At 28.8% G+C, this 21,991-nt stretch carries 15 protein-coding genes; all 15 read right to left on the bottom strand.

What is annotated here, in order from left to right; all coding sequences use genetic code 11:
• Nucleotides 1-87: 87 nt before the first annotated feature.
• Nucleotides 88-1,395 carry a methyl-accepting chemotaxis protein gene (locus T483_RS0100815; RefSeq protein WP_026885097.1) on the bottom strand — a complete coding sequence of 436 codons (1,308 nt, stop codon included), beginning with the start codon at nt 1,393-1,395 and terminating at the stop codon, nt 88-90.
• Between the two features lie 264 nt (nt 1,396-1,659).
• Complete coding sequence (locus T483_RS0100820) at nt 1,660-3,894, bottom strand: cadherin-like beta sandwich domain-containing protein (protein ID WP_026885098.1); 2,235 nt, start codon at nt 3,892-3,894, stop codon at nt 1,660-1,662.
• Between the two features lie 287 nt (nt 3,895-4,181).
• Entirely contained in the window at nt 4,182-5,603 is a 1,422-nt protein-coding gene (locus T483_RS0100825) for a cadherin-like beta sandwich domain-containing protein (RefSeq protein WP_026885099.1), read from the bottom strand.
• 740 nt (nt 5,604-6,343) lie between these two features.
• Complete coding sequence (locus T483_RS0100830) at nt 6,344-8,023, bottom strand: N-acetylmuramoyl-L-alanine amidase family protein (RefSeq protein WP_026885100.1); 1,680 nt, start codon at nt 8,021-8,023, stop codon at nt 6,344-6,346.
• Nucleotides 8,024-9,029: 1,006 nt separating this feature from the next.
• Entirely contained in the window at nt 9,030-10,997 is a 1,968-nt protein-coding gene (locus T483_RS0100835; protein ID WP_026885101.1) for an ABC transporter ATP-binding protein/permease, read from the bottom strand.
• A gap of 72 nt (nt 10,998-11,069) precedes the next feature.
• Nucleotides 11,070-12,500 (bottom strand): lipopolysaccharide biosynthesis protein, encoded by a 1,431-nt coding sequence (locus T483_RS0100840; protein ID WP_026885102.1) that lies wholly within the window; start codon nt 12,498-12,500, stop codon nt 11,070-11,072.
• Between the two features lie 37 nt (nt 12,501-12,537).
• The gene (locus T483_RS0100845; RefSeq protein ID WP_026885103.1) at nt 12,538-13,716 is read right to left on the bottom strand and encodes a glycosyltransferase family 4 protein; all 1,179 of its coding nucleotides are present in this window, start codon (nt 13,714-13,716) and stop codon (nt 12,538-12,540) included.
• 122 nt (nt 13,717-13,838) lie between these two features.
• The gene (locus T483_RS0100850) at nt 13,839-14,807 is read right to left on the bottom strand and encodes a glycosyltransferase family 2 protein (protein ID WP_026885104.1); all 969 of its coding nucleotides are present in this window, start codon (nt 14,805-14,807) and stop codon (nt 13,839-13,841) included.
• 41 nt (nt 14,808-14,848) lie between these two features.
• Nucleotides 14,849-16,009 (bottom strand): glycosyltransferase, encoded by a 1,161-nt coding sequence (locus tag T483_RS0100855; protein ID WP_026885105.1) that lies wholly within the window; start codon nt 16,007-16,009, stop codon nt 14,849-14,851.
• 134 nt (nt 16,010-16,143) lie between these two features.
• On the bottom strand, nt 16,144-17,271 hold the full coding sequence (locus T483_RS0100860; RefSeq protein ID WP_242841781.1) for a hypothetical protein: 1,128 nt from the start codon (nt 17,269-17,271) through the stop codon (nt 16,144-16,146).
• Between the two features lie 242 nt (nt 17,272-17,513).
• Nucleotides 17,514-18,068: an acyltransferase gene (locus T483_RS0100865; protein WP_026885107.1), complete on the bottom strand. Its 555-nt coding sequence runs from the start codon at nt 18,066-18,068 to the stop codon at nt 17,514-17,516.
• Between the two features lie 3 nt (nt 18,069-18,071).
• The gene (locus tag T483_RS0100870; protein ID WP_026885108.1) at nt 18,072-19,160 is read right to left on the bottom strand and encodes a glycosyltransferase; all 1,089 of its coding nucleotides are present in this window, start codon (nt 19,158-19,160) and stop codon (nt 18,072-18,074) included.
• 320 nt (nt 19,161-19,480) lie between these two features.
• Nucleotides 19,481-19,969: a PssE/Cps14G family polysaccharide biosynthesis glycosyltransferase gene (gene pssE, locus T483_RS0100875; protein ID WP_026885109.1), complete on the bottom strand. Its 489-nt coding sequence runs from the start codon at nt 19,967-19,969 to the stop codon at nt 19,481-19,483.
• Nucleotides 19,966-20,415: a PssD/Cps14F family polysaccharide biosynthesis glycosyltransferase gene (gene pssD / locus T483_RS0100880; RefSeq protein WP_026885110.1), complete on the bottom strand. Its 450-nt coding sequence runs from the start codon at nt 20,413-20,415 to the stop codon at nt 19,966-19,968. The genes pssE and pssD overlap by 4 nt, the downstream gene beginning before the upstream one ends.
• A gap of 115 nt (nt 20,416-20,530) precedes the next feature.
• Entirely contained in the window at nt 20,531-21,883 is a 1,353-nt protein-coding gene (locus T483_RS0100885; RefSeq protein ID WP_035789920.1) for a UDP-glucose dehydrogenase family protein, read from the bottom strand.
• Between the last annotated feature and the right edge of the window lie 108 nt (nt 21,884-21,991).

Here is a 21,991-nt window from a genome sequence, read left to right on the forward strand (position 1 = left end):
ATTTTAATTCTTATTTATAAATAGCCACCAAAATAGCTTGCACGCAAATGCACCCTAAATTTGATGGCCATTAAATATCTACTCTTCTTATTTTAATTTAAACTTTTGTACTAATTCAGTTAAATGCATTGCTATTTGAGCTTGCTGCGTTGCTGCATTTGCTACTTGCGCTATAGCTGATGAACTAGTTTCTATCTCTGACTGTATTTTTTCACTACTTACAGAAGATTTTTGAACGTCTGCAGCCGTACTTTGAAGTGCTTCATTTATCTGCTCAACTGTAGCTTCAACCTCTTGAGCCATTGATACTAGTTCCTCTGACATTGAGCTTACAAAATCACCATCATTACTATACTTTTCTCCGATTTTGGCATAATCCTGTAGTTGCTTATCAACTTCACTTGACATGAAGTTAAGTATATCATTACTGTTATCTGAAAGATTTTTAACCGCACCCTGTATCTTAGATATTGTATCTTGAATAGTTAAAACTGTTTGGGAAGATTCCTCTGCAAGCTTTCTAATTTCTTCTGCAACGACCGCAAACCCCTTTCCCGATTCTCCTGCTCTAGCTGCTTCTATAGCCGCATTTAATGCTAAAAGATTAGTTTGTTCCGCAATATCAGCTATAGCTCCAGCCATAACTTTAACTTCTTCAACAACTCTTGCATCTTCAATTGCCTTTATTATATCTTTCTCTTTCTGTTCTCTTATCTGTGTTGTGTTTTTAATAGCAATTTTACTATCTTCCTTTACTTTCTCAGCTCTTCTTTTAATCTTTTCAGCATTTGTACTTCCATTAGCTGCTTTATTCGCTAGATTTTCCATGCTGGAATTAACCTCTTCAATAGAGGCTGCAATTTCTTCTGCTGTAGCACTTGTTTCAGTCATTGTAATATTAATGTTTTTGGATGAATTATCAACTTCATCAAGCTTGGCCGATACTTCTTCTACATTAGCAGATAATTCCCGACTTAATCCACTCATGTTACAAGACTCACTTAAAATAACTGAAATAAGATTTTTAACATTCTCTTGAGCAATATTTAGTTCTCTTCCAGTAGCTCCAATTTCATCATATTTAGTTATTTCAACACCTTCTGAAAAATCATAGCTTGCCAATTTCATAGCAAACTTCTGGAGGCTATTTAGTCTTGAGATTATATTTTTATGCATATAAAATCCAGCAAAAATGGCAGCAATTATACTTATTATACATACTGACACAGTTGTCGTAATATCTCTTGCCAGCGTATCTCCATTAGCAATTCCATTTTTTATATCACTAAGTTGTTTAAAGTTAACTATTCCTGATATAAACACCAAAATAGACATAATTACATATGAAACTTGAAGTTTAACCTTTAACGATATATATTTTTTCTCTCTATTCATTTTGTCTCCTCCTATATGTACGTTTCAACCTAATCGCAGTTATTTATGAAATATTTCAATAAATAGATTCATATTTATTGACCGTGATTGACTATCCTACTAATTTTATAATATCATTATTTTTTCCTACATTCAACTAATGTAAACATAACCCTACAATTATAGCACTATTTAGGTATTCTTATCTATTTATATACTTTTAACTTATGCTTTATATAAAAATAGGAGTGATACCTCATTATAAGATATCACTCCTATTTTTAATTATGCATTGTTCAAATTTATCCATTGCCCATCAAGGAACAGCATTCCGGTCTTCATAACACCACCTGCATCGAAATAATAATTTTTACCGTTAATATTCTTCCACCCAGTTATCATTATTCCACTATCACCTAGGTAATACCACGACTTTCCATTATATAACCATCCTGTCCTCATACTGCCATCATCATTTAAGTAGTACTTATTTCTATCATAAGTCACCCAACCTTTTTGCATTACCCCATGGGCATCCATAAGGAACCACTTACCTTTATATTGAGCCCAGTCTGTTTGCATTTCTCCAAAATTGTTAAAGTAATACCATTTACCATCATAAGTAGCCCACGTATTTACTCGCATAGCTCCGTTAGCTTCAAGATAATACCAATATCCTTTATCATAAAACCAACCTGTTTGCATGATACCATCTTTATTTAAATAATACCAATTACCAGAATCCTGTATCCATCCAGTTTGCATATATCCATTTATGTCTAGGAAATACCATTGATTATCATACTTAACCCATTGATTTTTAATTTGCATACCTGCTGCATTATAGAATGTCCAATTTCCTCCAACAAGTACCCACTGGTTAGTTCCTTCTATATCTCCTCTAATTACACTTAACTTATAAGTAGTCGTTGTTTTTCCATCTTCAGCAGTTACTTCAACAACTACAAGGTTTGCTCCTATATCAAGTTTTATGTAATCAGATTGTCCATTAGTATACTCTTTACCATTTATCTTAATCTTTGCTTTGTCATTTTGTGAAGAATATGATACTCTTACCTTTTCAATATTTCTTGCAACTTTAACACTATATAGGTAATTTTCCGGATCAAATTTTGGTGACATTGTTCCATCGGTTACAGAAAGACTAGCTAAATTAACATTATCCTTAGAATATCTTCTTGTAACATTTAGTACATAAGTACTACTATTTCCCTTAGCATCTGTAACTTTTACATTTATTACATTTCCACCTTCGTCTAAACTTATATATGGAGAAGTTGCTCCACTTGGCACCTTCTTCCCATTGACAGTAATAGTTGCATTAGCATCTTCAGCTGTCGGAGTTATTCCTACTGATGTAATATTATTATTAACTATTGCAGAATACTCATATATGCCTTTATTAAATGCTGGAGTAAGAGTTCCTGAAGTCAGCGTTAAAGCTGTAAGATTAGAACTTCTAAATAGTGCCGTTCTAGTTACATTTATAGTATATGTATTTGTATCCCCATTTTTAGTAGTAATAACAACATTAATCTCATTTTTTCCTTCGTCCAAACTTATATTTTGACTCTTATTTCCACTCTTTACAGTAACACCATTAACTGTAATACTAGATGCATTATCAACAGTCGTCGGAGTAAATGAAATATTTGTCTGAGTTGTTGGCACCGTTAATGTGTAATCATAAGTATCAGAATTGAATACTGGTGATAACGTCCCAGCTGATGGAACTAATGTTTTTAATTTTGCTTCACCCTTTTTACTGATAATCAATTTATATTGTTTAGATACATTTTGATTTGTTACAGTTATGCCTATAACATTATCTCCTCCAACTAAATTTACAGTTCCTGTTGTTGAACTACTCCCACCATTGATTGAAAAGTTCATTGGCGTATTATTTGTGCTAATTAACTGAATTTTAGCAGTCTTAATAGATGAATCTACATCAGTAAGTGCGTAATTACCATTTGCATCTGTTTCTGTGTATTTTAATTCTTGAGTACTTTGGTTATCAAGTGTAACTTTCAAAGTTCCAAACTCAAGTGTTGAATCAGACTCAAACCTCACCTTTATCTTATATGTCTTAGAGATTCCTGTACTATCTTTCATAATAACTGTAAGTATAAAATCACTATAATCAGTTATTGAACTGATAGTATAATTTGATCCACCAGTAGTATTTGGTTTACGTTGAATCACCATCTTGTTTGAGCTACTTTGCGGCGTATCTTGAATACTATATCCGGAATCAGCGGTTAGAGTAAAACTCTCACCTATAGGAAGAAATTCACATACATATCCGTCATTATCATTTCCATCAATGTTTTTCGTAACTCCATCTACTCCTCCTATATGAAACTCTAATCCTTTTACTTGAGTTGTATCGGCTGCAACAGCTTTTTTTAAGTTTCCACTTTGCGCAAATGTAAAAAATACAGTAAAGATTAGTAGGTATGAAATAATTTTCCGAAAGTTAATTTTTTTAGCGCTCACTATATGTCCCCCTATCTTATGTTTGTTATAATATATTTCAATCCTTTTTAGGAATTTCTACATATTAAGTACTTTTACTTAATCCATGTAGATTTCTTATCTTAATATATAAATTATCGATTACTTTTTCAAATCCTTTAAACATAAATGCTTATTGACTTTTTTCTAATATATTATACAAATTTCCTTGGAAATATTGGTTCCTTTTTAAGTTTTTTTGTAGTTTATTGCATACTTAGTATTTTTTATAATAATTCTTTATTTTCATAAATCTATTAGAAATAATTTTATCCAAAGTTAACAGAACCATCTTCATTGAAATTATACATATACCCATCAATTATCAGAGTGCTAGTCCTCATTGTTCCATCTTCATTAAGATAGTAGTACTTGTCATCTTTATAAAGCCATCCACATCTCATATTTCCCACATAATTTAAGTAGTACCAACGACTATTCCAATATAGCCATTCTCCAGATTTCATACTTCCATCAGGATTCATGAAATACCACTGACCATTATCGTAAATCCATCCAGTACACATGGATCCAGAAGAATCCAAGTAGTACCATCGCTTTCCATAATATATCCACCCGGTTTCCATAGCGCCACTAGAATTTAAAAAATACCAATGATTTTTGCTAACTATCCATCCAGTTGTCATTGTGCCATCTTTTCTTAAGTAATACCACTTACCATCTCTTTGCACCCATCCAACTCTCATATCCCCATCATTATCCAACAGATACCAATTATCTTTATACTCCAACCATCCTGTATACATTTCTCCATTTGGCTTTAAATAGTACCATGTCCCATCTTCTTCTATCCAGCCGGTTTGCATATTCCCTCTACTATTAAAATGGAAATAGCTTTTATATTTATCATCATAAAACCAAGTATCTTTCAAGGAATTTCCAAGAGAATCATTATATCTCCATCTTCCATTTACTATTATCCATTGATTCGGTTTAATAACTGCATTAATTGAATCCGACACATTTGGAGTAACAGGAATACCTAGATAAATATTCAATGTATAGGCTCCTACTCTTTGAGTATCTTCATCTTTTAATCCTATATTTATTGTGTATTTGCCAATTCCATTAAATCTTGCTTTAATGGAATTGGTATCATCTAGCTTCTTACCGTTAGCAGTAATTGTATAATTTCCTTCGTCAGTTATTGCTTGAAGTTCTACTATATCTGTTCCATCATCCAACTCTATATCATATGAGTTAATAGCTTTGTTAAATCCAATGCTACTGTCATTTATATTTATATCTTTCAAGTAAACAGCATCTTTTCCGCCTCTATATACATAAACCGTATATACAGATTTGCTTTTAGTTTTATCATCAGATACTTCTATTTCAATTTTATTTTTACCTTGATCCAAGCTTATATTTTCTTTATAGTTATCATCCTTAGTTACCACTTGACCATTTATTTTCACTTTATCATCCGGATCATCCGGCTTTGCTTTTATAAAAGCCTCTTCTGTATCCTTATCAACATCTACAACATAAGTATATATGTCATCTTTAAAATCTATATCGTTTCCTTCACTTAAATAAATATTTTTTAGCGAAGGTTTTTCCTCTGCGTAAACCTTTGTATCCATTATGTTTAAACAATTTGGTTTTGCAACTAAAAACGTATTAATAATAAACAATGCCGTAATTATTTTTTTTAATTTCTTACTCATTCTGCTACCTTACATTATGCCTAATACTTGTACTAAAACAATTTTGTAAAATCAAAATTATGATAAAATAAGTACAACTTTAGGCTACAACCCCTTTTCCAAAAATATCATTATTATAAATTCTATTTTCCCTTGTACCAATAATGTTATCATTATTAGACTCTACTGTAAACTTAAGGAGACTCCAAAAAATCTTAATTTTATATTAATTTTCTCTAAATAAAATAACAATATTATATAATAAAAAGACAAATAAGCCTTTCACTAGTTTTATTTTTCTAATCTAATATTCTCAAATATATAATGACATGCCTAAAATTTTATAAACTAAAACCTTCAGCATTCGAAAAGTCTATAATTTCCTCCTATACAGTAGCAAAATCGTAGGCGATTGTAAATCCATGGACTTTTTATGCATTTGCCTTTTAGAAAGCAGATTATAGGAATATAGTAAGCGAATATATTTTCTTTTAAAAGATAACCTTCTAAATCAGCCTTTCTCATAATTTATACCCACAAGAAGCACAATGTTCGCAATTGTCCAACAATATAATTTTCTAGAAAATAAAAAAAGCAGCCTATAATGATTTAAAAATCAATTATAAGCAACTTTCTTTAATTATTTATAGACTCTACAAAGTCTTAAAATCTATAATTTCATTACTTGCATTCCCATATTTAGATAATACTTTAAATGTAAGTTTTTTATCTTTAGTTTAACGTATTAGTAGCTGTAATTATTACTTAACCCAAGCTCCTGATGCACCTAATTTGTATCCATCAACAGTTGTATTAGCTAACATAGCTCCTGATCCATTTAAGTAGTACCAAGTTCCATTGTCATTTAACCAACCAGTAGCCATAGCTCCTGATCCATTTAAGTAGTACCAAGTTCCATTGTCATTTAACCAACCTGTTTTCATTGCTCCTGATGATTGTAAGTAGTACCAAGTCGATCCATCTTTAGTCCAACCAGTAGCCATTACACCATCAGCTTTGATGTAGTACCAAACTCCGCCATCTTGAACCCATTGTCCCTTTACTTGAGTTCCATCAGTGTTGTAGAATGTCCAACCTGAAGCTGTATTAACCCATCCTTTATTTGTAACTGGAGTTGGATCACCTGGAGTTGTAGTAGTTTTGCTAACTGTAGCATATCCATCTTCTCCATCTTTCCAAGCAACTAAGTTGTTTGAGTTGTATACTTCTAAAGTATCAAATGATCTATCAACAGTATAAACAACTTGGAAGTCTGTTCCATCAAATTTATAGATTTTTCCGTTATTTAATGCCCAAACATTTCCATCAACATCTTCTGATACAGCTGCCTTTGAAGCGATATCTTGGTCTTCCTTAATATCTTTTTCTGCTAAGTAAACATCAAATTTAGTGTCTTTATTAGCTGCAATAATTGGAGTATCTAATGTAACTTTATCTTTCTTTAATTTAATAGTATTTATAGTAACCTTTTCGCCATCGTTTTTAATAGCATAAACAACTCCGTTTACTACTCTGAATGATGTGTCAGCAGCATTTATTATAGCTGCGTCTGCATTATCAGCATCATCTGATTTATAAGCAGAAGTAACTTCATATGATGTTACTTCTTTTGGAATGTATGCTTCACTTTCTTGCTCTCCTTGTGCTTTAGATATCTTTTGGATATAAGTTGCACTAGCATTGCTTCCAGTTCCTGTAATATTAACTGTTATTAATCTATAGATATAATCTTTATCTTGACCTATTTCTTTAGTCTTAGACTGATCTATATTTACAACAACATTATTTCCTGAATCTGCTTCACCAAACTTTTCAACCTTTATTGTTTTTGTTCCATTGTTAACGTAGATATTTGCTGTTACATCTGTATCTAGATATTTCCCAGAATTATTTACATAACCATGTAATTTAGCTGATCCACTTGTAGTTGCTTCATATGTATACCAAGTTTCTCCGAATTGATTTGAATTGATTTCTTTAATGTCATTATCTCCAAATGCAGTTATGCTAGAATATCTATCAGTTTTGCTTAAAGTTGTTTTTAACTTAGTTTTGATATAATCTGTATTATCTGATGCAGTATCATCTACTTCTTTACCTGTTGATAAGTCAACTAAATATTCATCATTTCCATCTTTTACATTAGCATACTTATCGCCATATTTATCCATGCTATCGATATTTATGTCTTCTACTAACTTGTCCTTATCTCCATCATTGTAATAAAGACCATTTTGATCATCATCTGTTCTATAACCTTCATAAAGATATTTTCCACCATCAAAAGCTATAGCTCTTTCAATAGTTCCTTCTTTTGTTTCTAAGTTAGTAGTAGCAGTTGCTGCACTTGCAGGTACTATTGAAATAATAGCAGCTGCAGCTACTAGTAACGATGTTGCTTTAGTCATTCTTTTTATCATTTGTATATTCCTCCTAGAGTTTCATTTTTTGGTTTATTAATAATTTATTAGTTTAATAATAATATCTTGGTTAAAAAATATTATTTTGGTTTACGAATATTATTATAGCAACTTTATTTATGCTTGTCTACGTCTTTTTGTATTTATTTGGAGGTTTTTGTCGATATTCTTTAATAAAATATTAGTATTTGCTGAAATTTATTCTTTTCATGTTAAATAATATACTTAATTGTAAAATTAAGGACTAACATTCTGCATAATTTCTTTAATAATATACCAATATTTGAGTTATACTTATGCAAATCTCCAATTAATTGTCTTCATATATAAGTTACTTGGTAGTAATTTATAATTAACATAATCATTATATATGAAAACAAGCTACAAAAGCGTGACTTTAAAGCTTTCCCTTATGATGCTAAAAACTTTACCCGTATCTTTATTATAATTGAATTTCCTTAACAATTCCTGAATTATTTTAAATTATAACCTGAAAACTCATGGAACTAGAGTAATATAAATTCATTAATTCCACTTGCACATAATAAAATACAAAATTCGACATATCACTTTCTAATTTATGATCTCCTATACTTATAGCCGTCCATAAATATAAATTCATTAAGGCCTTGGATAAAACATTCTTCAACATATCTAATAAAAATACTTTTATTACTAAAATCACATTTCTACTTTCTAAATACAGCACTCGTTTGATAAAGACATCTTGTTTAAAATAGAGAAGACTATCTTTTAAGCATACTAGTAAAAAATATAGGTTATGCACCTACCCCATACTAAGCGCATAACCTATATTCTTTATTTTATTTAATTGTATGTACATATAAACAATATATAACTTAGACTTATGTTATAACTTACCCAAACTATAAATACTGTAATTCTATTTCACTCATCGCCCATCAGAAAATAAATAATCAAACTACCTTCTTATTAATAAATACTATTGGTAGCTTCGAGGCTATTATTTTCTCTTTAATTATCTTTATTCTCTCCTTAGTGATTCTACCGGATCCAACCTTGCAGCTTTATTTGCTGGTAACAAACCTGCTAGAGTACTTATTACAATACTTACAACCACTCCAAGTATTGCGTATTCTCTTTTTATTAAAACTACACTCACTCCAAATAGCTTATTCGACATAAGATTTATCCCTCTCATAATAAGATATGCGCCTATTAATCCTAGTGCACCACTAAAAAATCCTATTAAAAAAGCCTCAGAAACAAAAATTCTGCGTATGTCTTTTGCTCTGGCTCCAATTGCTTTTATTATCCCTATTTCTTTTGTTCTTTCTACAACACTTATATACATAACAACTATTATCATGATTGCTGACACAATTAAAGATATTGCTGCAATTCCAGATAGTACATATGTCAATATATCTATCATTTGATTAAACATAGATGCCATTTGTTCCTGAGATGATTGTGAATAACCAAGTTCATTAACCCTTTGTTTGATTTGAGGAGTATATTTGCTATTTGTTGTGTTAACATAAACTACATTAGGCTTCAATTTATAGCCATTATCTGAGTATAACTTTTCTAAATCCGAATAATTTAAAAAAGCAGATTTCATGTTTGCAGTTAAATCTCCACTTGTTGTAGTATAAACGCCACTTATAGTAAAATCTCTATTTAAAATCTTTTGGTTAGCAAGTATTCGCAAATTTACCTTTTGACCGATAATATCTTTACCCAAATTATTGCTTAAGGCTTTATTAATTAATATTTCTCCGGCTTTTGGTAATGTTCCAGTTTCAACATTATAAGCCGTTATATTTGAAGATATTGTTGAAACATTCATCAAATTATTAGTTTTATTATTATATACTAACGAATTTGCTCCAAGAGAAATTATATTATAACCTCTTTCTACAGAAGATACATTTTCTATTTTTGATAATGTATCAATATCACTTTCTTCAAATGGTTTAGTAGAATTAACATCCGGTTTCTGAACTGTTGTGACATCTAAATTTATATTCTCATCTTCTTCACTAGGCATATTAACTTCTATTACTAATGGGTTTACATAATTGTTCATAGTCTTATTAAAATAAGATTTCACCCCATTACCTAAAGACAACATTAAAATTATGCTCATTATTCCTATACTTCCACCTAAAGAAACAAGTATATTACGAGGAAGTTTTTCTTTCATATTAACAAGTGCTAATTTCACAGATGATGTTATACTCAAATTTTGTTTTTGCTTTCTAATATTATCTTGTTTTTCTGTAGTAATTTCATTATTTAATTCTTTCACCTTGTTATCATCAATGATCTCTCCATCTGATATCTTAATTATTCTGCTTGAAGCGGATGCTACTCTTTCAGAATGAGTAACCATAATTACTAGTTTCCCTTTTCTAGCAATATCCTTCATTATTTCTAAAACTTGAATTGTAGTTTTTGAGTCTAGACTGCCTGTAGGTTCATCAGCAATAATTATTTCAGGATTATTAATTAAAGCTCTAGCTATTGCAACTCTTTGCTTCTGACCACCTGACAATTGGCTTGGTTTCTTACTTATATGATCTTCTAAACCTAAATCTGCTAATATTTCTCTTGCACGTTTCAATCGTTCCTTTTTTCTAACATTAGATAGCGTCATTGCAATTGTAACATTATCCAATACAGATAGATGACCGATTAAATTAAAACTTTGAAAAATAAATCCCACTTCATTTTTTCTATATTTATCAAGTTCTTTTCTTCTTAACTTTTTAATATCTCTTCCATTTACAAATAATCCACCTAAGAAATCAGAATCCAATCCACCAATTAAATTCATTAGAGTAGACTTACCACTTCCTGATTCCCCTATAATCGAAACTAGTTCTCCAGTATTAAATGATAAATTAACATTATTTAATACATGAAATTTATCATTATCTTTTAATCTATAATACTTATTAATATTTCTCAACTCTAATAAAGCCATTTTTCGTATACTCCTTGTTGATTTTATCATTAATTCAATTGTATTATTTCCAATAAAACAATGATTTCAATTCTATTTTCTTAAAATTATTTTTTTCAATAGTTTATGTTCCTTTGTTATGTATAATCCTATAGAATAAGTTATAATTCCAATAATAAATTTGAATATTGCACTTAATAACATATTGTTTATTACTATTTTGCTGATTAATATATATCCTCCAACCATTAATACACCAATAATAAGAATGTTCTTTAATTGCAATAAAAAAGAAATAAAGCTTCTTTCAAATACATGAGTTATAAGTACATAAAAACATTGGATAAAGTTTAATATAAATGCTATAACTAATCCTAATGATAATATAGTTAAACTTTTATTCACTATTCCTGTAACTATTGCACTTACAGTGAATACTGCTGATACTACTCCTGTAGAAAATAATTTATTAACGTATCCAGTGGCTTGAAATATTGATCCAATACTTGATAATACCATTTGTATCACAATTGTTATTGATAATATTCTGAAAACTGGTATTGATGCATCCCAGTTAGGGCCATACATTATGCGTATTATTTCATTTGCAGAAAAGAAGCAATATACGCTTATAAAAATTCCTAAATAAGCAAGAACTTTTATAACTTTTATATATGTTTCATAAATTATATCCTTTTGATTCTGATATTCAGATAATACTGGATGCAATACAGGCGTTATTACGTTTGTTAAATTTTGTACTGGATAAAGCATAAGCTTATATGATTTATCATAATACCCTAAAGTTGATGCGCCTAAGAACTTACCAATTAATATGTTATCTAAATTCCTCGTAAAATAGTTTATAAAATTAAATAGGAATTGAAAGCTTGAGTAATTCTTTATCTTTTTTATAGAACCATATGAATAACCTTTACTTATTTTTAATTTACATGCCATAAAACACAATACAAAAATAAATAAACTTTTTAATATAGAATCAAAAACTAATGAATAATAAGAGAATCCTTTAAAGGCAAGAGATATTGTAAAAATTCCAACTATTACATTTACAATTATATTTATTATTCCCACTTGTTTAAATTTTTGAGCTTTATATAATACAGCATTCGGTACTATATTACATATAGAAAATAACACAGAAAAAGATAATAATCCTCCTAGTCTTATATATATATTATCATTATAAAAATAAGCTATAAAATAAGAGAAAAAATAAAAACCAATTGCTATAACTATAGATCCAATTATCGAAAACTTAAATATATCTGAAACTTCTTTTTCATCTAAAGATTTATTTTGTATTATGGCTGGTCCTATGCCCATATCACCAAGCATATTAAAAAATGATATAAATACAGTTATTACCGCAATTATACCAAAATCTGCTGGCATCAATAACCTAGCTAACACTGAATTTATAATTAATTGTGCAAAAATATTGCTATATTTAGATATGAACGTAATCATTATTCCACTTTTTAAATTTGAATACTCTCTCATCATTCCTCCGGTTATAAATGCCTACACACTACACCTATTATCTTTCTATAATTTTAATCCATTGTTTAATAATATTATCTATCTTAAAATCTTGAGCTCTTTTTACCGATTCCAATGACATTCTTGCTCTTTTATCATCATTTTCTATTAAGGATATAATCTCATCAGCGAATTTGTTAATATTATAATCTTCTACTAAAACTCCATTTATGTTAGGTTCACTTATTATTTCTTTAGGACCAGAATTATCAAAAGCCACTACTGGCAATCCACATTCCATTGCTTCTGTGATAGCTAATCCAAAACCTTCCCATCTTGAAGTTGAAACAAAAATTGAAGATTCCAAATAATGATCTTTAACATTATCACATTGACCAAGCAATATCACATTGTTCTTTAGATTATACTTTTCAATATGACCCATCAGACTTTCTCTATCAGGGCCTTCTCCAACTATTTTTAAAATCCAATCACTTTTCTTTTTGTGAATTATATTAAAAATTTCAATAAGAAAATCTAAGCCCTTTTGCTGTTCTAGCAATCTTCCAACAAAAATTATACTTCTTTTATCACAAGAAGATTTTTTATTGCATTCAAAACTTAAAGGATTATAAATCACCTTGCAATCTATTCCTAGCTTTTCTTTATATCTAATCTTGTCATCATAAGTTAAAACTACATTGCAATTTAATTTTGGTATGTATTTTCTAAACAACTCATCTTGCTTCCAATAATATTTGCCTTTATTGTTTAAATACGCATCATAAGAATTATGCATCCACCCTATAGTTTTACCATTTAACTTATCACTTATTTTTCCAAGAACTATACTATAATAACCTTCTATGCCTATGATAACATCATAATTTCTTGCATTTAGATACTTTATAAATTTATCTTGAATCTCATTAGGGCAATATCCATAAAATAATAAGTCACCCATAACAGAATTATTTAGAATTCCGGTTAGATAATTCACTTCTTTTGAAATCTTACAGATAACTTTGTTAGTAAATCTCTTATGTAGCAGCTCTGAATTAAACTTTATGCTTACATTAGAATTTAAATTATACATTTCCCTATTAACTTTAAAAGTCCTATCTGTACAAATCACATCTACTTTATTATTTTTGCTTAATTCACTAGCTAAAACAGATACTACTCTTTGGACTCCTCCCAAATTAAAAATTGTAGTAGTTATAAAACATATTTTCATAGTTTCTCCTTATAAGACACATGAAAGAAAATGATAGACCAAACATACTGGTCTATTATTTTTTTGATTGTGCCTGAGTACATACTAAACTTTCTTAGCAAAGCTTCTCTACCTTAAATCTATCATCTATTTTTTATTTTTTTCAATACTGGATATAAACCACAATTCCATAAAAATAATTTTAATTTGTCGTCTTTAGATATCTCATTTAAAAATAAAAAATCTTTACTTTTCACGCTTAATTCATTATATTTACTTTCCTTAAAACTTTTTAAATTATTCTCCTCGTGTGCATTAGTATAATGAGCTATAAAATGTGATAATACTTTGATTCTAAAAATGTTTAAACTTTTCTTATCTACTTTTATATTTTTATCTTCTATATACTTTATAATGCTGCTCATAGCAAAATAATAATCTTCTGCAAGCTTAGCATTTTTCTTGTGGACTGTTGATGTTGCTCTTTGTCTATAGTAATATAATGGTTTATCTATAAAAGCTATTCCCTTGCTTGAATGTATTGCTTTAAAAACTGGAAATGCATCTTGAATATATCTATGAGGTTCAAATTTAAACTTAATTTGTTTTAATAATTCAGTTCTAAAAAATTTATTCCATAATTGACCTTGTAATTCATAATTTAGCATAAGGTTCATAACCTCATAATTGTTATATATTTTTCTTGGATCTACTCTATATTTCTGAATATAGTTTCTGCTATCTTTTTCATCATAATATACATAATATTCACTTACTACTATATCTACATTAACTTTTTCTGCCTTATTATACATAGTTTCAAGCATATCTAATTCTAGAAAATCATCTGGATCAATATATATAGTGTATTCACCTTTTATATACTCAAATGCTGTATTTCTAGCAATAGATACTCCTTGATTTTTTTGATACAATATAGTGAAATCTTCAAATTTATCTTCATAATCTTTAACTATATCCATAGTTTTATCAGTTGAACCATCATCAACAATTAATATTTGCAAATCTTTATACGTCTGCATTAAAAGGCTGTCTAAACATTCTTTAATATACTCTTCAACATTATAAACTGGAATAATAATACTTATCATATATTTGTTCTCCTTGAAGCACTAAGATATTCTATACTAGATTATTTATTACCACTTTTTTGATTATTATCAGCATTAATATATAAGTTTTCCAAACTTCTTGATATCTCTCTAGCACTAAAACCCGACTTTATAATATCTCCTGAGGTATCCTTTCTGCTATATCCATCTTTATATTTCAAAATTACCTTTGCCCATTCCTCTGGCGGATTATCTAAGGAAACAGATTTCCAATAATGAGTTATCTTTATTTCATTACTTATAGTATCAGAGGCTACAGCCATCAATGCTGCGGCTTGAACTTCTATTCCAACCACTGGAAGCCCCTCATAATGAGATGGAAAAACAAATATATCCGACGCTTGTAGAATGTTATGAATTTCATCACAAAGCCCATAAAATATTACTTTATCCTCTAAATTTAGTAATCTAACCTTATCTTCAATTCTTTCTTTTAATTCTCCCTCTCCAATTAACAATAGCACCGAATTACTATATTGCTTATTCACAGAATTAAAAATATCAATTAAAAAATTATGGTTTTTTTGATAGCTAAAGCGCCCTACATGAGTTAAAACAAATTTGTCTTGCAAATTTAATTTTCTTCTATATTCTTCTCTTACCTTTTCATTATAAATAAACTTTTTTTCATCGATACCATTATTTATAACCTTCGCTTTTTCATCTCTTACATCTTCCTTAGAAAACATCCATTGCGCCGCATTAGTTGAGCATGCAAATTCATAATTAACTATATACTTCCAAAGACTTCTTATGATATTCTGTACTCCTAAATGCAAATGATAAAATCTCTTATCTATACTTATTCTATCATTATGTGAATGCATAATGATTGTAGGTGTTTTACATATTTTAAAAACAACTGCTTCAAAAAAGCTTTTTGCACGATCTCCATGTATATGTACAACTGAATATTTTTTATCTTTTTGCAATCTATATAAATCAATAAAAGATTTCAACCTTTTGATACCAGTATTTTTTTCTAGACATATTATCTTACCGCCCATTTTTTCAACACTTTCATCATAAAATTCAGTTTCTTCTTTATTCTTATATACTATATAATCAAATTTAATTTTATCTAAATGCATATTTCTATTTATATTTAATATAAAGGCTTGAATTCCTCCAGCTCCCAATGAATCTACAACTTGAAGAACTCTTAACGTTTTATTTTCCATAATAACCTTCCTTTATCTGATATCCGGCACTGTAGTAGCCACTCGCATATATGAAATTTCTCTTTCTAAAATTCATGAATAACTTCTTTCCATAAAGTTAAGTTTCACTTACAAATAGATAATTAACTTTTATCTTATTCCATACTAGCAGCAGTAAATCCTTGCGAATTACTATCTATAATATTGTTTCCTAAATAAGTGGCAATAACAACAAAAGTAAAACAACCTGTTACATCAGTAAATATAGCTTCAGCTGTAGATGCTATTAAAATATATAGTAATAGTAAAAATGCTGCTGATTGAGTTTCCCTATTATATTGATATCTTTTCTGTATTGATTTAAATATATTCAATATAATCCATAAAAATATAATTAAACCCAAAAATCCAAATTGGCCATACACATAAGGCCAAAAAGTATCACCAATATACGAATGAGCCGTTTCCTCTAATCCACTAACTAAATTTATTCCATATTCATAATATATAGGTGAATAATAATCTCCTGATATTTCTGATGCAAAGGTTCCAAAACCGCTTCCAAAAGGTATATATTTACAGGCTAGTTTATAGCCTACAATAAATAATGCTGGCCGAGCCGCTGTGAGATAATATGATGCATATTCCATTATTTTGTTATATGCTGAGAAAGTGCCTATAACAGCAAGTATTAATATATACCTTATTTTTATAGATTTAGCATATTTCATTACTAATTTCACAAAAAAATATCCTAATATAAATACAAACGCTTTGTTTCTTAGTGTAAAAAATAATATAGCTATTGATTCAAAGATAATAAAATTATCAAACTTTTTTCTATTATCACTTAATATCACACATAACAATATTACAATTGCTGAAACTAAATATGTTGGATGCTGATACAGAAATTTATAACTTCTTATCCCATACCTTATATCTGATGACATTCCTATATCATAGATTATGTTTATAATTAAAAACGTAAATATTATATTTAAGTAAATTCTCGATCTTTGTGCCACCTTTTCTAATAACAAGTTTTTATCTATATTATTTGATACAATTAATGTTAATACATAACAAATCACAAATTTACTTATAGCTAAAATATCCTTATATATAGCAATACTCTCTGGTTGAATATGGTGCAGAACATTCCCTGCTACCCCTATGAGAAACAAAACAAAAAATGAAATCATAGCTTTGACTTCACTAGAATACATACTTATTTTATTTTTTCTATTAAATATACAAAAAACTGATAGAATTATCAGCATAAATGTGAATAGCTCATCAATATACCCCAATTGTGGAATATACGCAATTAGACAATTTTGAAAGATAAAAATATCAAATAATATATTCAAAACGAAAAGCATCTGTTACTCCCTTCTGAATTAAAATTCTATATATAGATTACCCAAAATTTGAAATTATATATTCATCTTGGATAAATAAAAGAAAATAACAGATTAAAGATATGATATATATCATCTAATAGACAAGAGTTTTATTATGATTACAGTTCTTTAATAAGCTTAGCGGGAACTCCACCGTAAACCCCTTTATTAACAATGTTTTTAGTTACAACTGAATTGGCAGCAACAACCACTTTGTCGCATATATTTACTCCACGTGTAATAGTAGAATTACACCCAATCCAAATATTATTACCTATATTTATTTCTTTAGTATTATATCCTTGAGATATTATTGGCTTATCGCTAATATCATAACGATGATCATGATCAAAAATCCCTATATTAGGTCCAAATAGACAATCTGATCCTATACTTATTTTTTCTAAAGATACTACTTTATTATTAGTATTAAAAAATGTATTCTCTCCAACATAAATACTTCCATTTATACATTCGAAGCTACAATAATCTTCGATATAAACATTATCTCCAAGAGATAATACATTTCCTTTACTTATTCTTATTTTTACACCTTTTCCTATATAAAGTGACTTTAAATTCTTAATTTTAAACTCAATTCTACTACTATATCTTATTTTTAATGCAATAATTCTTATTAATGATCTTAGATACTTAATGCCTTTTCCAATCATCGTTTATTTCACCTGACTTAAAGTTTCTTTATATTCTTTAAAATGTAATTTAAAATATATTTCTTTATTAAATTTAGTATTGAAAATTTCAAAGCAATTGTACTTCATATAAGAATATTCTTCTTTGTCTTTATATAATTGAATTATTTTTTCCTTAAATCCTTCAATGTCTTTAGCTTCTACTAAATATCCATTATATCCATTTTCTATTTCTTCATTCGTCCCATCTATATTGGTAGCCACAACTGGAACGCCTTGTGAAAATGCTTCTAACGGCGTTAGAGGCAAACCTTCTATATACGAACATAGTAATAATAAATCTATATATTTTAGATACTCCATAATATTATCCTTCGCTCCTAACGGATAAATATAATCTTCTAGTTTCTCTTTCTTTATAAGTTCTTTAATATTACTTAGCTCTGGTCCATCACCTATTAATACAAACTTTATTTTTTCATTTTCCAATGCAGTACTTTTTGCGATAGAAATAAAATCATAGACTCCTTTGTAATCTACTATTCGGCTTACTTGAGCTGCTATAAAATATCCTTTTTTCTTTAATTCTAAAAACTTATCATCAACTTCTTTACTATCATATTCAGTTTCTATAGTATTATATATAGTTTTTATATTCTTTTCTTCCAAACCAGCCTTTTCAATTAAAATCCTTTTAGCCGCTTCACTTACTGTTATTGTTTTAATACCTTTTAAAGATACATTTGTTAGCTTAAACTTATCTTCTATACATAAATGTTGAGTATGTATTACTTTAACCTTAGTAATTTTTGATATTAACTTAGCTAATAATGTTGTCATTCTATGATGACTATGAATTATATCTATATTTTCTTTTTTCACTATCTTATATATAGCCATTAAGTTATTTAATATAATGTCTGGATTCTTGGAATCTGTATTTAAAATATTGTAGTGTTTAACTCCCATTTTTTCTAAATCCTTAGTTAATTCACCACCCATACTTACAACTATAATCTTATTATTACTATTATTGAACAATTTACATAACTGAATAATACATTTCTCAACTCCGCCAAGCCCCATACCTCTGTTAAGATATAATATATTCATCATTAATCTCCTTTGCTATAAATGCAGACTTATCGAAATATAATGGATTTTCATTACAGTAAACTATGGAAATATGACTTGAAGATCTAACTGTAAGGATGTGCCCATTTTCGCATGTCCTAAAGAAAACTTAAGACAAACAACAAATAGAACAACCTTACAATAAGATCTTCGACCGCTAATTTCAAATTTCTGGTCCCACAAAAATATATTTAATTTCTAATACTTATACACACATATAAATTTATTATGAAAGTTACTAACTATATTTAGTAAAAATATCTACTTAAAGTTTAACAACTTTGTTTCTTTCTATTCTTCTACATTATCCGGCTGATTACATTATCAAACTTTCTAATGAAGTCATTTTTATTAGAACTATATGTATTACATTTTGCCGATAATTCTTTATAATTACTTATTACGCTACCTAAATCTTCTATATCATATACTCCGATAATCTTTGAATTTTTATCTAATCTCTTAGTGAAAAGTATTTGATGATCATCAACATGTTCATCAAACTCTGGATTTCTTGGCACTACAATTGGAACCTTATTATATTGGAGAGGGTGAAATATACTTCCTGGTCCCCCATGAGTTATGATTATATCACTTTTTCTCACATATTCATCCATTTCATTGTATCCAATCATGTTCTTGCATTCATAATTTTTAGGCTCATAATTACAATACCCAATTTGAGCAAATACTTCTTCTTTAATATCTCCACTTTCAATTAATTTATCCAATTGAATAAATAATCTTTCCATGCCTTGTTCATGTGTCCCTACTGTTACAAATATCAAAATAATCCCTCCAATACTTGTCCTCTTGGATAAAACTTCTTTTGTTCTTCCCATTGTAATATAAATAAATCACTTATAGGATAAACTACCTTCCCCGTTATAGTCGGTTTTTCTATCCTGTCATATACTTCAATATAAACAACTTTTGCGCCAAATAGTTTTCCAATATAAAAAAATGGAATTGCAGGTGCTGCACCAGTGCTGACAATCAAATCTGGTTTCTCTTTAAGTAATATCTTTATTGACAAGAATGTATTTTTAATCAAGTTTTTTACATTTCTATTTGTAGGAAAATAGCACCAATATTTTTTTTCATCTTTAAGTATTGATTTAGAATCTTCCTTTTCAAAGGTTACCCAAAATCTCTCCTTATCTTTCCACCACTCTTTTAATTGAATTAAATGAGTTAAGTGACCACCACTTGATGTTATAAAACATACCTTCATAATATTCTCCTCCTTAACCATTTAAACATTCACCATCGCATAGTTAGCATTCTTGAAATTATGTGTTCAGATTGAATTACCATACCCACTCTAAAAATTTCACTTACTGCCCTTGCTATATTACCATCGCTGTTTTTACTTTGCTTAAAGCTTTTTCCTCTAGATTTAATACAGCTTTTCTTCCAATTGAATAATAATCTATTTGTCTTCCTTTGACCTCTTTAACCTTATAACAATTTCTACCATCAAATATAATCGGAGTATACATAAGCTCTTCATATACACTTAGATCTAAAGATTTAATTTCATTCCATTCTGTAAATATAAATGCCATATCTGCATCCTTTAAAGTTTCTTCTGGAGTACTTACATATTTTATTTCACTCGGATATACTTTTTTGAAATTCTCAACTCCAACTGGATCATATGCAATTATTTCAGCACCTTCGTCTAATAACCTTCTTACATTTGGTATAGATGGAGCTTCTCTTAAATCGTCTGTTCCAGGCTTAAATGTTAATCCAAGTACAGCCACTTTTAATCCTCTTAAACTTCCAAATTTACTCTTAGCTTGTCTAAATAACTTATATTTTTGATTTTCATTAACTTCAATTGTTGCTTTTATTGTTTTTAATTCATATCCATTATCATTTGCAAGCCAATGAAGTGCTTTTGTATCCTTAGGGAAACATGATCCACCATATCCGATTCCAGCATTTAAGAATTTATCACCTATTCTTGGATCAAAACTCATTCCTTTAGCAACATCTTCAATATCTGCTCCAACCATTTCGCAGAAGTTTGCTATTTCATTCATAAATGATATCTTAAGAGCTAAAAAGTCGTTTGATGCATATTTAACCATTTCTGCACTTCTTCTATTAGTAACAACAATCGGCTGATTATAACCTTCATAAACCTCTTTTAAGAGTTCTTCCGCATTTTTAGATTCAACTCCTATTACAATTCTCTTGGCATATAAAGTATCAACAACTGCAGTACCTTGTGCTAGAAATTCTGGATTTGAAGCTACTTCTATTTGAATATTATTTTTAACATTTTCCTTTAAAAACTCTTCAATCCTATCATTGGTTCCTATTGGTACTGTTGATTTAACTACTACCAAACAATCTCTTTCAGCATTGCCAGCAATTTGTCTACATACATTAAATACATAATCTAAGTTTGCTGATCCATCTTCTCTTTCTGGAGTTCCAACCCCTATGAATATCAAATCCGCATCTTTATAAGCATTTTTATAATCTATTGTAAAATCTAATCTACCTTCATCATGATTTCTTTTTAAAAGTTCATCTAACCCTGGTTCATATATTGGTGAAATTCCTTGCTTCATCATTTCAACTTTATTTTTATCTATATCAACGCAAGTTACATTATGTCCAATTTCGGAAAGACATGCTCCTGTAACTAAACCTACGTATCCTGTTCCTGCTACTACTATTTTCATGCTTACCTCCATATATTCCTTTATTCTAATTGACTAAATTTATTTATTCCCATATTACCCATAGCTTTAGGCACAATAGATTTAAACTCATTATTTTTTCTAATGTGC

Source organism: Clostridium beijerinckii HUN142 (assembly GCF_000621745.1).
In the GTDB taxonomy this organism is placed as follows: domain Bacteria; phylum Bacillota; class Clostridia; order Clostridiales; family Clostridiaceae; genus Clostridium; species Clostridium beijerinckii_A.

Excerpts from the sequence above, each read along its gene's own strand:
- T483_RS0100870 (WP_026885108.1), bottom strand. The coding sequence starts at position 19,160 with ATGAATATATTATATCTTAACAGAGGTATGGGGCTTGGCGGAGTTGAG.
- T483_RS0100840 (WP_026885102.1), bottom strand. The coding sequence starts at position 12,500 with ATGAGAGAGTATTCAAATTTAAAAAGTGGAATAATGATTACGTTCATA.
- T483_RS0100835 (WP_026885101.1), bottom strand. The coding sequence starts at position 10,997 with ATGGCTTTATTAGAGTTGAGAAATATTAATAAGTATTATAGATTAAAA.
- T483_RS0100825 (WP_026885099.1), bottom strand. The coding sequence starts at position 5,603 with ATGAGTAAGAAATTAAAAAAAATAATTACGGCATTGTTTATTATTAAT.
- T483_RS0100860 (WP_242841781.1), bottom strand. The coding sequence starts at position 17,271 with ATGCTGATAATTCTATCAGTTTTTTGTATATTTAATAGAAAAAATAAA.
- pssD (WP_026885110.1), bottom strand. The coding sequence starts at position 20,415 with ATGAAGGTATGTTTTATAACATCAAGTGGTGGTCACTTAACTCATTTA.
- T483_RS0100885 (WP_035789920.1), bottom strand. The coding sequence starts at position 21,883 with ATGAAAATAGTAGTAGCAGGAACAGGATACGTAGGTTTAGTTACAGGA.
- T483_RS0100830 (WP_026885100.1), bottom strand. The coding sequence starts at position 8,023 with ATGATAAAAAGAATGACTAAAGCAACATCGTTACTAGTAGCTGCAGCT.
- T483_RS0100855 (WP_026885105.1), bottom strand. The coding sequence starts at position 16,009 with ATGGAAAATAAAACGTTAAGAGTTCTTCAAGTTGTAGATTCATTGGGA.
- T483_RS0100845 (WP_026885103.1), bottom strand. The coding sequence starts at position 13,716 with ATGAAAATATGTTTTATAACTACTACAATTTTTAATTTGGGAGGAGTC.
- T483_RS0100815 (WP_026885097.1), bottom strand. The coding sequence starts at position 1,395 with ATGAATAGAGAGAAAAAATATATATCGTTAAAGGTTAAACTTCAAGTT.
- T483_RS0100850 (WP_026885104.1), bottom strand. The coding sequence starts at position 14,807 with ATGATAAGTATTATTATTCCAGTTTATAATGTTGAAGAGTATATTAAA.
- T483_RS0100865 (WP_026885107.1), bottom strand. The coding sequence starts at position 18,068 with ATGATTGGAAAAGGCATTAAGTATCTAAGATCATTAATAAGAATTATT.